This window comes from Stenotrophomonas sp. G106K1, assembly GCF_037969685.1.
Classification (GTDB): domain Bacteria; phylum Pseudomonadota; class Gammaproteobacteria; order Xanthomonadales; family Xanthomonadaceae; genus Stenotrophomonas; species Stenotrophomonas lactitubi.
The window spans coordinates 24,385-39,103 of record NZ_JBBPFR010000032.1 but is presented as its reverse complement, the minus strand read 5'-3'; the positions used below and the strand labels follow the sequence as shown (position 1 = coordinate 39,103).

The window sequence follows — 14,719 nt, the reverse complement described above, 5'->3', positions numbered from 1 at the left end:
ACCCCGCTTTTGACGTTGACGTTGCTTCGGCCTCTGCGGGTGCAGGGCGCAGCCCTGCCGCACTCCCCCCACAAAATGTGAAGGCCGCGCGGTGACGAGTTCACCGCCCCTTCGGCTAACATTCGCCCATGCCGCATACCACCACGACTCCGCCCGCATTGCAGGATGGCGACCTGCTGGCCGCCATCGACCTTGGCTCCAATAGTTTCCACATGGTCATCGCGCGTTACACGCTTGGCCAGCTGCGGGTGATCGACCGCCTGCGCGAGACCGTGCGCATGGCCGACGGCCTGGACGGCAAGGGCGGACTCTCCGCAGCAGCGCGGCAGCGCGCGCTGGAGTGCCTGGCCAGGTTCGGCCAGCGCATCCGCAACGTCCCGCCGCATCGCGTGCGTGCACTGGCCACCAACACGGTGCGCCAGCTGCGTTCGCCGCAGGCCTTCCTGATGCCGGCCGAAACCGCACTCGGGCATGCCATCGAAGTGGTCAGTGGCCGCGAAGAGGCGCGCCTGATCTATCTGGGCGTGGCCCATGCGCAACCGCCCAAGCCCGACCAGCACCGCCTGGTCATCGACATCGGCGGCGGCTCGACCGAGTTCATCATCGGCAAGGGCATGCAGACCCTGGAGCGCGAGAGCCTGCAGGCCGGCTGCATCGCCAGCACCCGTCGCTTCTTCCCCGGCGGCAAACTCAGCAAGAAGCGCTGGAAGGATGCACTGGCCGAGATCGGCCGGGAGTTCCAGCCCTTCGCCAGCAAATACCGCGCGCTGGGCTGGCAGGAAGCCCTTGGCTCGTCCGGCACCCACAAGGCCATCAGCGAAATCTGCGCGACGATGAAGCTGAGCAAGGGTGCGATCACGGCCGAGGCGTTGCCGCAGCTCCGCGATGAGCTGCTGAAGGCCAAGAAGATCGACGACATCGTGCTGCCCGGCCTGTCCAGCGATCGCCGCCCGATCATCGCCGGCGGCATCCTGGTGCTGGAGGCCGCCTTCCAGGCGCTGGGCCTGCAGAAGCTGCTGGTCAGCAAGGCCGCGATGCGCGAGGGCATCCTCTATGACATCCTCGGCCGTGCCGGGGACAACGACCCGCGCGATGAATCGGTGGCCGCCCTCACCCATCGCTATGGCATCGACACGGTGCAGGCCGGCCGCGTGCAGGACACCGCACTGTCATTGCTGGAGCAGGTGCAGGAACGCTGGAAGCTGGACGCCGATGATGCACGCATGCTCGGCTGGGCCGCGCGCCTGCATGAACTGGGCTTGATGATCGCCCACAGCGGTTACCACGTGCATGGCAGCTACGTGCTGGAGAACTCGGACATCGCCGGCTTCTCGCGGCAGGAACAGCAGATGCTGGCGACGCTGGTGCGCAATCACCGCCGCGGTATCAGCAAGACGGCCTTCGATGCCATTCCCGAACGCCTGCTGCAGACGGCACGACGCCTGGCTGCCCTGCTGCGCCTGGCGGTACTGCTCAATCGCGCGCATGAAGACGCACCGCTGCCGGCGCTGGAACTGACCGCCGACGACAGCCGCCTGTCGCTGATCGTGCCGCAGGCCTTCATCGATGCACGGCCGCTGCTGCGCGCCGACCTGATCGGCGAGACCGAGGGCATCGCTGGACTCGGCATCCAGTTCCGTCCGTTCGTGGTCTGAGCAGGGCGACGGGGCGCCCCCGCATCGCCGTCGGCGTCGATTACATTTCGTTACAGTCCGCGCAATCGACCGCCAATTCCTGCTGCAACGCAGCAACAGGCTTCGGCGGCGTGCGACGCGTTCTGACGTAAACCCCTGCTTTTGTTCACGTTTGGTGAAAACGCGTGATGCACAACGACATAAACCGACACACGTTCTTTACAGGGCGTTAACCAACGAGACTACTATCGGGTCATCGGCTCGGTCCTGGACCTGCCGATTCCTTCGACGCCCGTTTTGGCGTCTTTTGCACGACCCGAGAGAGAGAGCTCGTCATGACTTCACGCACCACCGCACTGGGGCAGGCCATCCGCTACGCCCTGGCAACCACCGCGACGCTGGCTGCGCTGCCGGCGTTCGCCCAGAGCAGCAGCACCGCCTCGCCCACCAACCTGGACCGCATCGAGATCACCGGTTCGCGCATCCGCCAGGTGGACGTTGAAACGTCGCAGCCGGTACTGGCACTGACCCGCGCCGACATCGAGCGCCAGGGGTTCAGCTCGGTGTCGGACATCCTGCAGAACGTGACCGCGATGGGCAGCCCGACCATCAGCCGCGCCAACGTGCTGTCGGCCGGTGAGGATGCTGGTGGTACCTACGTGAACATGCGCAACCTGGGCACCCAGCGCACGCTGGTGCTGGTCAACGGCAAGCGCATGGGCATCAGCACCTCGGGCTACCAGGACGTGTCGACCCTGCCGGTGTCTGCGGTCGAACGCATTGAAGTGCTGAAGGACGGCGCCTCGGCGATCTACGGTTCCGACGCGATGGCCGGCGTGATCAACATCATCACTCGCACCAACGTCAACGGCGTCACCGCCAACGTCTACCACGGCCAGTACAGCGAGGGCGACGGCGCCCGTGATCGCGTCGACGTGGTTGCCGGCTGGTCCAATGACCGTTTCTCGGCCACCTTCGCCGCCGAACACTCGGAAGAAAAAGCCGTGTGGGCACGTGACCGCGGCTTCAGCCGTTACGGCAACACCGACCGCCACCCGACCGATGGCTGGACCACCAACAGCCAGTGGGGCCAGTTCTACGGCGTGAAGGGCGGCCCGGGCTGCACCAAGGCAGCCGGTTGCGACTACGCGCTCAACCGCGGCAGTGACCCAACGAACCCGGCGAACTATCACTTCACCGATCCGACCGCGTTCACCGGTGACGTCAGCAACACCAATGAACAGATGCACCTGAGCTACCCGATCAAGCGCGATTCGCTGTACTTCTCGGGCACGGCCAACATCACCGACAACATCCGCTTCAAGGCCGAGCTGGGCTACAACAAGCGCTCCTCGACCCGCGTCACCGCCGGCTATCCGTTCGACACCGCCACCGCCAAGATCAAGGGCATGTCGGTGGACAGCTACTTCAACCCGTTCGGCAACCAGCACGGTTACGCCAAGCCCACCGATGTGAGCTGGAACCGCCGCCTGTGGGAGGTGCCGCGCACCAGCACCAGCGAGCTGAAGACCTACCGCGCCGTGGCCGCGTTCGACGGTTCGTTCGACATCGGTGAGCGCTACTTCGATTGGGAAGTGGGCTACCAGTACAACAAGAACGAACTGCGCCAGAGCACCTTCGGCAACCTGCACAAGGGTCGCGTCGAACAGGCTACCGGCAAGTCCTACCTGAACCCGGCAACGGGCAAGGTCGAGTGCGGTGCACCGGGTGCGCCGATCGCCAACTGCATGCCGTGGAATCCGCTGGTTCCTTATGGTGTGGAAAGCCCATATGGCATGACCAACAACCAGGCCCTGCAGGACTGGCTGTTCCCGCCGGAGAACGCGACCGGCCGCACGACCTCGAAGAACGCCTTCGCCACCATCAGCGGCAGCCTGTTCACCCTGCCGGCCGGCGACCTGGGCTTCGCCTTCGGCGTCGAGAACCGCGAGGAAACCGGCAAGTTCGTACCGGACCCGCTGGCGCAGACCGGTGCCACCACCAACCTGGCCGCTGGCCCGACCGGCGGTTCGTACAAGGTGAAGGAAGCCTACCTGGAGTTGAACGTGCCGGTGCTGGCCGACCTGCCGGGTGCGCGTGAGCTGAGCTTGAACGCGGCGACCCGCTTCTCGGACTACAACACCTTCGGCAATACGCTCAACAGCAAGTTCGGTTTCAAGTGGAAGCCGATCGACCAGCTGCTGGTGCGTGGTACCTGGGCCCAGGGCTTCCGCGCTCCGACCATTTCCGACCTGTACGGCGGTGGTTCGGAAACCTTCGCCAACTTCTCCGACCCGTGTGACAGCAAGTACGGCTCGGCCCGCAGCAGCGCCGAAGTGCGCGCACGCTGTGCACGTGACATCGCCGACGTGGCCAACTTCCGCCAGCTGGACAACCGCAATCAGCCGACCGAAGGCTCCGTCGCCGCCACGCCGACGCCGTTCACCTCCGGCTCGAACCCGGACCTGAAGCCGGAAACCTCGACCAGCCGCACGTTGGGCGTGGTCTGGAGCCCGACCTTCATCAGCAACTTCAACGTTTCGCTGGACTGGTGGAAGATCCGCATCGACGACACCATCGTCGACGACAGCCCGAACCAGATCCTGATCGACTGCTATGAGCAGGGCCTGGCCGAGCGTTGCGCGCGCTTCACCCGCAACGCGACCACCGGCATCGTCACCGGCCTGAAGTTCGGCAACCGCAATGCCGGCTTCATGGAAACGGAAGGTTACGACATGGACCTGACGTACCGCCTGGATACCGACTACGGCAAGCTGAGCACCTCGTGGTCGACCACCTACGTGGCCAAGGACGTCTTCCGCTCGTCCAACGACAGCACGATCGTGCCGACCGTCAACAACGGCATCGCTACCAACACCGGCATCGGCTTCCGCGTGCGTTCGAACCTGACAGTGGGCTGGGACCTGGAGAACTTCGGCGTCAGCTGGACCGCGCGCTACTATTCCAGCGTCAAGGAACAGTGCGTCAACCCGGGCAAGTACGCCGATGAGTGCTCGGACCTGAACGTTGGCGCCCCTTGGTACAAGGGCACGCGCAATTACAACGAACGTGGTTCGGTCACTTTCCACGACGTCCAGTTCCGCTACAACCTGCCGTGGGATGCCACCGTTTCAGTCGGCGCCAACAATGTGTTCGACAAGCAGGGCCCGGTCATGTACACCAAGCCGCGCTCGGTCTTCTCGTATTACGGCGGTTATGACATCGGTCGTTTCATCTACATGAAGTACACCCAGCGCTTCTGATCCACGCGCTGGCGAAACACCATGACCACGGCCCTTCGGGGCCGTGGTTTTTTTTGCCTGCGCAGGTTGTCGCCATGCACATCGGCCTTGACGCTTTCAATCCAGCACGCGAGACCGGGCACACCCTCAGCCGGAACACCACATGACCGAGCAATCGATTGATTCGATTCCGCTTTGTACAAAAGCGTCATCACCGATCCGGGCGCTTTCGTCGCTTTCCTCTACTTCTCCCTGCGGGCCTTCACTAGGTTTGAACGTCCACCGCCTGCGGTGGAACTGGCGCAGCCCTGCTTGGCCGCGCACCGATGAATTGGAAGAGAGAGAGACCCATGACCATCCGTATTCCCGAACTTGGGTTGGCGATCCGCCGAGTGCTTGCGATGACAGCCACCACTGCGTTGGCCGTTCCCGCATTCGCCCAGGATTCCGCTGAAGCCACCACCCTGGACCGCATCGAGATCACTGGCTCGCGCATCCGCCAGGTCGATCTGGAAACCGCTCAGCCCGTGCTGACCATCAGCCGCGCTGACATCGAGCGGCAAGGCTTCAATTCCGTCGCCGACATCCTGCAGAACCTGACCGCAACCGGCAGCCCGGCGCTGAGCCGTGCCAGCCCCCTAAGTGCTGGCGAAACCGCCGGTGGCAGTTACGTGGACATGCGCGGCCTGGGTGCACAGCGCACGCTGGTGCTGATCAATGGCAAACGCCTGGGCATGACAACCAGTGGTTACCAGGACGTCTCCAGCATTCCTGCCGCTGCCGTGGAGCGCATGGAAGTTCTGAAGGATGGTGCATCGGCCATCTACGGTTCCGACGCGATGGCCGGCGTGGTCAACATCATCACCCGCCGCAACGTCGAGGGCATGACCGCCAGCGTCTACCATGGCCAGTTCAGCGAAGGCGATGGCGCCCGCACCCAGTACGACGTGGTTGCAGGCTGGTCGAATGAACGCGCCTCGATCAGCCTCGCCGCCGAGCATGTCGAAGAAAAGGGCGTGTGGGCGAAGGACCGGGGCTTCAGTGCCTACACCTATACCGATCGTCATCCGGACGATGGTTGGACCACGGTCGGCCAGTGGGGCCGCATTACCGGCTTCAAGGGCCCGGGCTGCAGCAGCAGCCGCGGCTGCAGCTATTCGCTCGACCGTGGCAGCCAGCCGGGAGGTCCGGACAGCTTCCATCTCAGCGACAACACGCCGTTCACCGGTGATGTCAGCAACAGCAACGAGCAGATGCACCTGCAGACACCGATCAAGCGCGACTCGATCTTCGTTGACGCACGCGTGGATCTGAACGACCAGGTCCGCTTCAACACCCAACTGGCCTACAACCAACGCACCACCAGGCGCCAGGTGGCCGGCTACCCGTTCCAGTCCGGCGCAGCAGGCATCACGCCGATGTCCGTCGACAGCTGGTTCAACCCGTTCGGCAGCCATCACGGCTACGAAACGCCCAGCGACGTGGACTGGAACCGCCGTACCTGGGAGATTCCGCGCGTAAGTACCAGCGAACTGACCTCCTGGCAGGGCGTGGCGGCGTTCGAGGGCAGCTTCGCGTTCGGCGGTCGCGATTTCGACTGGGAAGCCGGCTACCAGTACAACCGCAGCGAACTGACCCAACGCGCCACCGGCAACCTGCACAAGCAACGCGTTGCCGATGCCACCGGGCCGTCCTTCTACAATCCGGCAACCGGCAAGGTCGAGTGCGGTACACCGGATGCGCCGATCAGCGGGTGCAGGCCCTGGAACCCGCTGGTGCCCTATGGCCAGGACGATCCCTATGGCCTGACCGGCAACCCGGAACTGCAGGACTGGTTGTTCCCGGAGGAACTCAGCCGCGGCCGCACCACAACCCGCAACCTGTTCGCCAGCCTAAGCGGCAGTCTCGCCACGCTGCCGGCCGGCGAACTGGGCTTCGCGGTGGGTGCGGAGAGCCGCCGCGAGGATGGCCGCTTCATCCCCGATGCGCTGGCACAGACCGGTGCCACCACCAACCTGGCCGCAGGCCCCACCGGCGGTGGCTACCGTGTAGACGAGGCCTACCTGGAGCTGAGCGTACCGGTGCTGCGCGATCTGGCCGGTGCGCGTGAGCTGAGCCTGAGCGCCGCTACCCGATACTCGGACTACACCACCTTCGGCGGCACCCTCAACAGCAAGTTCGGCTTCACCTGGAAGCCGATCGACCAGCTGCTGGTCCGCGGCACCTGGGCCCAGGGCTTCCGCGCACCGACCATCTCCAACCTGTATGGCGGTGGTTCTGAAACCTTCACCACCGGCTTCCGCGATCCCTGCGACATCGTCTACGGTGCAGCCGCCAGCAGCCCGGAGGTGCGTGCACGCTGCGCCACCGACATCGCCAATGCGGACACCTACCGCCAGCTCGGCCAGGGCAACGAGCCGATCACCAGCAGCAGCGGGCAGACGCCGCGGCCCTTCACCAACGGCTCCAATCCGGACCTGGAGCCGGAGACCTCGACCAGCCGCACACTGGGCCTGGTCTGGAGCCCCACGTTCGCCGAAGGGCTGAACATCGCGCTGGACTGGTGGAAGATCCGCATCGAGAACACCATCGTCGCAGACCACCCCAACAATATCCTTCGCGACTGCTACGAGTTGGGCATCGCCGAACGTTGCGGCGGTTTCACCCGTGACCCGGAACTGGGCATCGTCGACAAGCTCAACTACGGTAACCGCAACAGCGGTTTCCGCCAGGCCGAAGGCTATGACCTGGAGATCGGCCACAAGCTCGAAACCCGCTGGGGCACGCTGCGCGCCGACTGGAAGACCACCTATGTGGTTGCCGCCGAAGAACGGACCACCAACGAGGCGGATGTGCCGCCGATTCCCAGCAATGGCATCGCCACCAACGGCGGTATCGGCTTCCGGGTCCGCTCCAACGCATCGCTGGGCTGGGAGCAGGGCAACCTGGGCCTCACCTGGAGCCTGCGCTACTTCTCCGCCGTCAAGGAACGCTGCCTGGACGCAAGCGGCCATCCGGACGAATGTTCCGATCCAGACCAGCGCGCGCCCTGGTACAGCGGCAGCCGTGATTACAACCGACGCGGTTCGGTCACGTTCCATGATGTGCAGGCGCGTTACAACCTGCCGTGGAGCGCCACCATTTCGATCGGCGCCAACAATGTGTTCGCTCGCCAGGGACCGATCCTGTACAGCCAGCCAAGTTCCAACTTCTCCTACTACGGCGGCTTTGACATCGGTCGTTTCATCTACATGAAGTACCAGCAGCGCTTCTGATCCACGCACTGGCGCAACACCACGACCACGGCCCTTCGGGGCCGTGGTTTTTTTGTCCCTGAACTGCGCAGGCGCCGCCTTGCCCGGCCGTCATCGCGCTGTCGCAAAGCGGTCATGTCGGCTACATCGCCAGGCCTGAGCATGCGTAAAACCGGAGGCCCGCCATGCGCTATGCCATCGTCACCGAAACCTACCCGCCGGAGATCAACGGCGTCGCACTGACCGTGCAGGGCCTGGAGCAGGGATTGCGCGCCGCCGGCCACGAGGTCGACCTGATCCGCCCACGACAGGTCAGCGAAGCGCTGGATGCGGCACCGGGCACCCTGCTGGTACCGGGTGCAGCGCTGCCGCGGTATCCCGGCCTGCGCTTCGGCCTGCCGGCACCGATCCGACTGGGCCGGCACTGGCGCCAGCAGCGCCCGGACGCGATCTACGTGGCTACCGAAGGTCCGCTGGGCTGGTCGGCACTGCGCACCGCGCGCCGTCTGGGCATTCCGGTGGCCACTGGGTTCCACACCCGCTTCGACGAATACCTGCCCGACTATGGCGTGGCGTGGCTGCAGTCGGCGGCAATGCGCTGGATGCGCCGCTTTCACAACCAGGCCGACGCGACCCTGGTACCGACCCGTGAACTGCAGGAATTTCTCACCGAACAGGGCTTCGAGCGTGTGCGCCTGCTCGCGCGCGCGGTCGACAACCAGCAGTTCGACCCCGCACGCCGCGCCCCGGCGTTGCGCGAAGAATGGGGCATCGATGGTACGGGGCTGGCGGCGATCTACGTTGGCCGCATCGCCGCCGAAAAGAACCTCGGCTTGGCGGTGAAGGCCTTCCGCAAGCTGCAGCAGGTGCGACCGAAAGCACGCTTCATCTGGGTCGGCGATGGCCCTGCGCGCGAGAAGCTGGCCCATGAGAATCCCGATTTCATCTTCTGCGGCATCCAGCGCGGTGATGCCCTCGCCCGCCATTTCGCCAGTGGCGATCTGTTCCTGTTCCCCAGCCGCAGCGAGACATTCGGCAACGTGACTCTGGAAAGCATGGCAAGCGGCCTGGCTACGGTCGCTTTCGACTACGGCGCGGCCCGCGAATACCTGCGCAACGGCGAGAACGGTGCGGCAGTGGATGACGACGAGCAGTTCGTGCAGGCAGCAGTACAACTGGCTGCCGATGATGCCCTGCGCCGCGAGTTGGGTGGCAACGCGGCACGGGCGATGAAGCGGCTGCACCCGCAGCAGGTGGTGGCGGAGTTCGAAAGCCTGCTGGCGGAACTGGCCAATGCACGGAGGAGCGGACATGCGCACCACGCCGCTTGAACTGCTGGCGGGCCGCGAAGCGCGCTTGTGCCGCCGTGCCAACCACTACTGCCGACGTCGCCGCGTGCGGCGCGTGTTCTCGATCATCAGCCGGCTCGGCGATGGCGTGTTCTGGTACATGTTGATGGGCGCGCTGGTGCTCATTGATGGCTTCGACGGCCTGCGTGCATCGGTGCACATGGCCGCCACCGGGCTGGCCGCGCTGTTGCTGTACAAGGGGCTGAAACGCTGGACCCGGCGACCACGGCCGTACGCGGCCGACCTGCGTATCCGGGCCTGGGTGGCGCCGCTGGATGAGTTCAGTTTCCCGTCCGGGCATACCCTGCACGCGGTGTCGTTCACCATCGTTGCGCTGGCCTACTACCCTTGGCTGGCGCCGCTGCTGGTGCCGTTCACCTTCGGCGTAGGCCTGTCGCGCGTAGTACTGGGCCTGCATTATCCGAGTGACGTTCTGGCGGCCACCGGCATCGCTGCACTGCTGGCCTCGGCCAGCCTGGCCTGGCTGCCGTTGCCGGTGTGATGCCCTGCGGCTGGGCAGAGCCCTGCGCCAGCGGCGAAGCGATGCCCTAGAATGTCCGCATGACCACGCTGTTCATCTCCGATCTGCATCTGGACCCCAGCCGTCCGGCCATCACCGACCTGTTCCTGCGCTTCCTGCGCGAGGAGGCGCCCGGCGCCGACGCGCTGTACATCCTTGGCGATCTGTTCGAAGCCTGGATCGGCGATGACACACCCTCGGCCGCAGCCGACGCGGTAGCCGATGCACTGAAGGTACTGTCCGACAGCGGCGTGCCGGTCTTCTTCATCCGCGGCAATCGTGATTTCCTGCTGGGCGAAGACTATGCCCGCCGCGCGGGCCTTCGGATCCTGCCGGACCCGTGCATGATCGAGCTGTACGGCCGCCCGGTGCTGCTGCAGCACGGCGACCTGTTGTGCACCGATGACATCCCCTACCAGCAGTTCCGCGCCCAGACCCGCGATCCTGTCTTCCAGGCGCAGTTCCTGTCGCAGCCGCTGGAAGCGCGCATCGCCTTCGCGCAGAAAGCGCGTGATGCCAGCCAAGCGCGCCAGTCGGAAATGAAACAGGGCGACCGTGCACAGTTCGAAACCGTCACCGATGTGGCCCCGGCCGAAGTGGAAGCCACTTACGCGCGCCACGGCGTGGACACGATGATCCATGGCCATACCCATCGCCCGGCGATCCACACCCTGCAGGCCGGCGGACGCAGCTGCACCCGCATCGTGCTGGGGGACTGGTACGAACAGGGCTCGGTGCTGCGCGTGGATGGCAACGGCTGGCGCCTGGATTCGCTCAGCCGCGACTGATGGATCGCAGGGTGCCGACCAAGGTTGGCATCCACCAGAGCAGGTGCACCCGCTCTGCTAGACGCCGACCCTGGTCGGCGCTTGGCCTCAGCGGAAGGCCGCGATGGTGGCCTTGGTATTGACCAGCACGCGCTGGTTGTCGGCACTGCTGGCGATGCCCATCGGCACGCCGTTGTAGCTGATGTTCGGATTGGACCAGTAGTTCAGCCGCGGGCAGCCGGCCGAGCAGTCATAGGCCATGATCGTGCGCCAGCGCGATCCGCTGGCCGGCTCATAGCGATATCCATGGCCATAGGCATACGGTGACGTGCTCGGATCACTGGCGATATCGTGCCGTGCGCTCTGCAGGTGGCCGATTTCATGGGCGAACGAGTAGTAGCCGGTGGCGCAATCCCAGTACACGGCGGCAAACGCCGTCGACGCCGTGGAACCGATGCCGGAGGCCAGTCCGCAGTAGCTGGTGTTGTTGATCAGCAGAACGCCGACGTCGGCGGCGGTGCTGTTGCGACTGGTGTGGATGCTGTCCATGTAGCCGTCGCTGGTGCCACGGAAGCGCGACAGGTCGGTGGTGAAATTACCGGACTCGGTGTAGCTGGTGGTTTCATAACCGGCCAGCTGCAGGGTCAGGCCCACGTTGCTGCTGGTATACCCCTGGTTGGACTCGGCAACGGCCAGCTGCACCAGCGACTGCATGTTGCCGCCGTAGGCGGTCACTGCAGCATTGGTCGCCACCACCAGCACGCGGATGGTCGCCGGGCTGCCCGACGAGGCCTGCGCGGTGCCGAGGCGATCATTGGCCGGCATGGCGATCTTCGGCAACTGGTTGTAGTCGGCCGGATGGTCAGCCGGCATCCGCGATTCATCTACCTCTACCAGCACGTGGCGGTTGCCGAGCGGACGCAGACGATAGAGTCTGCCGTCCTTGCGGATCGAACCGGTGAGGGTGTTGCCCGAGCGCACCAGGATCAGCGAGTTGCCCGGATCGTCCTGGCCATTGGACGTGGCCGCCTGCAGGCGATCGGATGGCGCGCGCAACTGGCCATACCAGACGCTGCCACCATCCGGCAGCGCCTCGACATTGCTGCGAACGGCCTGCACCTTCTGCCCGAGCAGCTCGAATTCCAGCTGCGATTGCGCGGTGGCGGCGGCATCGACGCGCACTTCCTGTACGGCGGCGGTGGACGGGGTGGCCAGCAATCGCCCCAGTGCCGGCTCACTGCTGGCCGACGCACGGCTGAGCACGGTGACCGGCTCGAACAACGGCGCCGCACTCGCGGCGGCCGCTACCGACAATCCCAACAACAGACCACCTGTCGCTTTACCTATCGATCTGGACATCATCTTGTCGCTCCTTGGAGTGAAGTAGACAGCGTTGATGCGGCACGACCCGGGGTGCCGGGTTCGGCCATCTGGCCTGCGCGGGGCGTGTGAATTCAATAGATGAGGGGAATGGAAATCGCGATCTGTGATCGACCGCATCTACGTTCAGTGAGGTCAAAAGCGTCACTGCACATCGCCAATACACAGCTTTCGCGCTACCGTGACGCGGCCACGACAGGGGATGCACATGGCGCCAGGCCAGCACAGCAGTGACATGACGGCTGATCCGGGCCTGCTGCGGATCGGCCTGTTCTTCGACGGCACCCGCAACAACGCGCACAACCTGGCGCTGGGTCACCGGCAGGTGCCGCGACCGCGCCCTGCCCTGCTCCGCGCCGATGACGATTCCACCTACCAGAGCCGGCTGACCAGCAGCTACGACAACGGCGCCACCAACATCGCACGCCTGCATCAGCTGTACCCGGACAGCCGACGCACACCGGGCAGCGCACCTTCGCTGGCGATCTATGTTGAAGGTGTCGGCACCCGCGACGATGCCGAGGACGACCTGATCGGTCTGGCTTTCGGGATTGGCGCCAGTGGCGTGCAGGCAAAGGTGCAGCGTGCATTGAGGGTGCTGCTGCCGGCGGCGCTTGCGGCACTGGCGTCGCAATGGCACGCGCCGCTGCACAGCGTGCAGCTGGATCTGTTCGGCTATTCGCGGGGCGCGGCCGCCGCACGCGATGTGGCCAACCACCTGCGCGGGTGGGATGCCGCGCGCTGGCGGCAGCTGCTGCTGCAGACGGGCCTCTCGTGCAGTGCCGACTTCGCCCTGCCGCGGCCGACACTGCGCTTCATCGGCCTGTTCGACACAGTCGTTGCCGTCAACGGCGGCCGCGCCGACGAGCACCCCCGCATCGCCCTGCCCGCGGGCATCGCCGAGGCGGTACTGCAGCTCAGCGCGCGCGATGAGCATCGCCAGCACTATGCGCTGACCACGGTGGCGCCGACCCATCCCGAAATCGCACTGCCCGGTGTGCACGCCAACATCGGTGGAGGCTACGACCAGGAGGAGGAAGGGCCCAAGCTGCTCAGCCGGCCGCGACGGCAGCAGCTGCGCCGGCCCGGCGTGGAGGACTACCAGACACCGCCACTGGCACTGCTGCAGGCGACGACCGCCTACGCTGAAGCACAGGCCGACGCCGAACGTTGGCGGCAGCAACTGGGGTTGAACCCGAGGGAAGTGTGGGTCGATGTCTGGCACCAGTGGCAGCAGCAACGACGCGCCGGCAGCCGCAGCGTGCTGATGTCGCCGGTGCTGTACGCCTCCGCTGCGGTGGTGCTGCACCGGCGCATCGACTGGCGCTATCAGCTGGTTGCACTGCAGGTGATGCAGAAGCATGCCATCGATGCCGGCGTGGCCTGGACCGCCGACGCTGCCGAGGTGGCGGGTTGGGAGCTGCCTGGTGCACTGCAGCCGATCGCGCGCCGCCTGATCGCTGGCCAGTCGCTGACCCCGACGCAGGAAGCGTTGTTGCGCCGCCGTTACCTGATGCAGTCCGCACACTGGAATTTCGATGCGCTGGGCGATACCGCCCTGACCTACACCGCCGATGCCGGTGTCAGCGAGCTGCCGTATCGCCCTGGGCCGGGGCTGTTCTACATCAACCGGCCGACGGTGGATGGCAGGCGCGTGGTGTTGCCGAACGCGTGAACGGCATCCACGCATGGCGTGGATCTACTGAAAGCGCGCATGGCGTGGATGATGGAGCAACCGACGCCGGTCAACCCGCCTGTTCGATCAGATTGGCGAGCTCATCCGCATCGAAACCGGCCAGCAGGCGTGCCTCGATATTGAACGGCCCGTGCAGGTAGCCACCGGCATACTCGACCAGCAGTTCCTTGAAACGTGCGCGCGGTTCGACGCCGGCGCACTCGCAGTACCAGCGGAACCAGCGCGATCCGGCGGCAACGTGTGCAACCTCCTCGCGCAGGATCACTTCCAGCACATCGGCGGTTTCACCGTCGCCGACATTGCGCAGCTTATCGATCATGCCAGGCGTCACGTCCAGCCCACGCGCTTCCAGCACACGCGGCACCAGCGCCATGCGTGCCAGACCATCGTGTGCAGTCTTCTCGCACATTTCCCACAGGCCGTTGTGCGCAGGAAAATCGGCGTACTCATGGCCGTGTGCCAGCAGGCGCTCGCGCAGCAGCATGAAGTGGCGCGATTCGTCGTCGGCGCAGCTCACCCAGTCGGCATGGAACGCCGCCGGCAGACCGCGGAAGCGGTACACCGCGTCCCAGGCCAGGTCGATCGCATTGAGCTCGATATGGGCGATGGCATGGATGAACGCCGCGCGCCCTTCTACACCGCCCAGGCCGCGCCGGGGCACTTCACGCGGATGCACCATCATCAGCTGCGGCGGTCGGCCCGGCATGCGGATCGGTTCGGCTGGCGGCGCATCGGCTGGTACGTTCAACCGGCCGGCGCGGAACGCAGCGGCGCAGGCCTGGGTCAGTGCGACCTTGCGCAGGGGATCCGCTTCGGCCAGGCACTGCTGCGCGGCGCGCAGCAGATTGCCGCCGACGTCAGGCACGTCGACCACCGC

At 65.5% G+C, this 14,719-nt stretch carries 9 protein-coding genes; 7 read left to right on the top strand and 2 right to left on the bottom strand.

Going from position 1 to position 14,719, the window contains the following annotated elements:
• The first annotated feature begins 128 nt into the window (after nucleotides 1-128).
• The 6 genes from ppx (at nucleotide 129) to lpxH (ending at nucleotide 10,787) form a co-directional block, all read left to right on the top strand.
• Nucleotides 129-1,655: an exopolyphosphatase gene (gene ppx, locus WKB25_RS19900; RefSeq protein WP_340572587.1), complete on the top strand. Its 1,527-nt coding sequence runs from the start codon at nucleotides 129-131 to the stop codon at nucleotides 1,653-1,655.
• A gap of 314 nt (nucleotides 1,656-1,969) precedes the next feature.
• Nucleotides 1,970-4,897 (top strand): TonB-dependent receptor, encoded by a 2,928-nt coding sequence (locus WKB25_RS19895; protein ID WP_340572586.1) that lies wholly within the window; start codon nucleotides 1,970-1,972, stop codon nucleotides 4,895-4,897.
• A 329-nt stretch (nucleotides 4,898-5,226) separates the two neighbouring features.
• Nucleotides 5,227-8,151, top strand: coding sequence for a TonB-dependent receptor (locus tag WKB25_RS19890; protein ID WP_340572585.1), 2,925 nt, complete (start codon nucleotides 5,227-5,229; stop codon nucleotides 8,149-8,151).
• Between the two features lie 164 nt (nucleotides 8,152-8,315).
• Nucleotides 8,316-9,461 carry a glycosyltransferase family 1 protein gene (locus tag WKB25_RS19885; protein WP_340572584.1) on the top strand — a complete coding sequence of 382 codons (1,146 nt, stop codon included), beginning with the start codon at nucleotides 8,316-8,318 and terminating at the stop codon, nucleotides 9,459-9,461.
• Nucleotides 9,442-9,981, top strand: coding sequence for a phosphatase PAP2 family protein (locus tag WKB25_RS19880; RefSeq protein WP_180163719.1), 540 nt, complete (start codon nucleotides 9,442-9,444; stop codon nucleotides 9,979-9,981). Before WKB25_RS19885 ends, WKB25_RS19880 begins: the two co-directional genes overlap by 20 nt.
• A 59-nt stretch (nucleotides 9,982-10,040) precedes the next feature.
• Complete coding sequence (lpxH, locus tag WKB25_RS19875) at nucleotides 10,041-10,787, top strand: UDP-2,3-diacylglucosamine diphosphatase (RefSeq protein ID WP_340572583.1); 747 nt, start codon at nucleotides 10,041-10,043, stop codon at nucleotides 10,785-10,787.
• A gap of 87 nt (nucleotides 10,788-10,874) precedes the next feature.
• Here the strand turns inward: lpxH and WKB25_RS19870 are convergent, their stop codons facing one another.
• Nucleotides 10,875-12,128, bottom strand: a complete 1,254-nt coding sequence (locus tag WKB25_RS19870; RefSeq protein WP_340572582.1) for a zinc-dependent metalloprotease — start codon at nucleotides 12,126-12,128, stop codon at nucleotides 10,875-10,877.
• Nucleotides 12,129-12,348: 220 nt separating this feature from the next.
• Here WKB25_RS19870 and WKB25_RS19865 point away from each other — a divergent pair, with 220 nt between their 5' ends.
• Nucleotides 12,349-13,821 (top strand): DUF2235 domain-containing protein, encoded by a 1,473-nt coding sequence (locus WKB25_RS19865; protein WP_340572581.1) that lies wholly within the window; start codon nucleotides 12,349-12,351, stop codon nucleotides 13,819-13,821.
• Nucleotides 13,822-13,891: 70 nt separating this feature from the next.
• Here the strand turns inward: WKB25_RS19865 and WKB25_RS19860 are convergent, their stop codons facing one another.
• Nucleotides 13,892-14,716, bottom strand: coding sequence for a ferritin-like domain-containing protein (locus WKB25_RS19860; protein ID WP_340572588.1), 825 nt, complete (start codon nucleotides 14,714-14,716; stop codon nucleotides 13,892-13,894).
• Between the last annotated feature and the right edge of the window lie 3 nt (nucleotides 14,717-14,719).

What these genes read in the sequence shown, in the direction of transcription:
- ppx (WP_340572587.1), top strand. Translation starts at nt 129, where the DNA reads ATGCCGCATACCACCACGACTCCGCCCGCATTGCAGGATGGCGACCTG.
- WKB25_RS19895 (WP_340572586.1), top strand. Translation starts at nt 1,970, where the DNA reads ATGACTTCACGCACCACCGCACTGGGGCAGGCCATCCGCTACGCCCTG.
- WKB25_RS19890 (WP_340572585.1), top strand. Translation starts at nt 5,227, where the DNA reads ATGACCATCCGTATTCCCGAACTTGGGTTGGCGATCCGCCGAGTGCTT.
- WKB25_RS19885 (WP_340572584.1), top strand. Translation starts at nt 8,316, where the DNA reads ATGCGCTATGCCATCGTCACCGAAACCTACCCGCCGGAGATCAACGGC.
- WKB25_RS19880 (WP_180163719.1), top strand. Translation starts at nt 9,442, where the DNA reads ATGCGCACCACGCCGCTTGAACTGCTGGCGGGCCGCGAAGCGCGCTTG.
- lpxH (WP_340572583.1), top strand. Translation starts at nt 10,041, where the DNA reads ATGACCACGCTGTTCATCTCCGATCTGCATCTGGACCCCAGCCGTCCG.
- WKB25_RS19870 (WP_340572582.1), bottom strand. Translation starts at nt 12,128, where the DNA reads ATGATGTCCAGATCGATAGGTAAAGCGACAGGTGGTCTGTTGTTGGGA.
- WKB25_RS19865 (WP_340572581.1), top strand. Translation starts at nt 12,349, where the DNA reads ATGCACATGGCGCCAGGCCAGCACAGCAGTGACATGACGGCTGATCCG.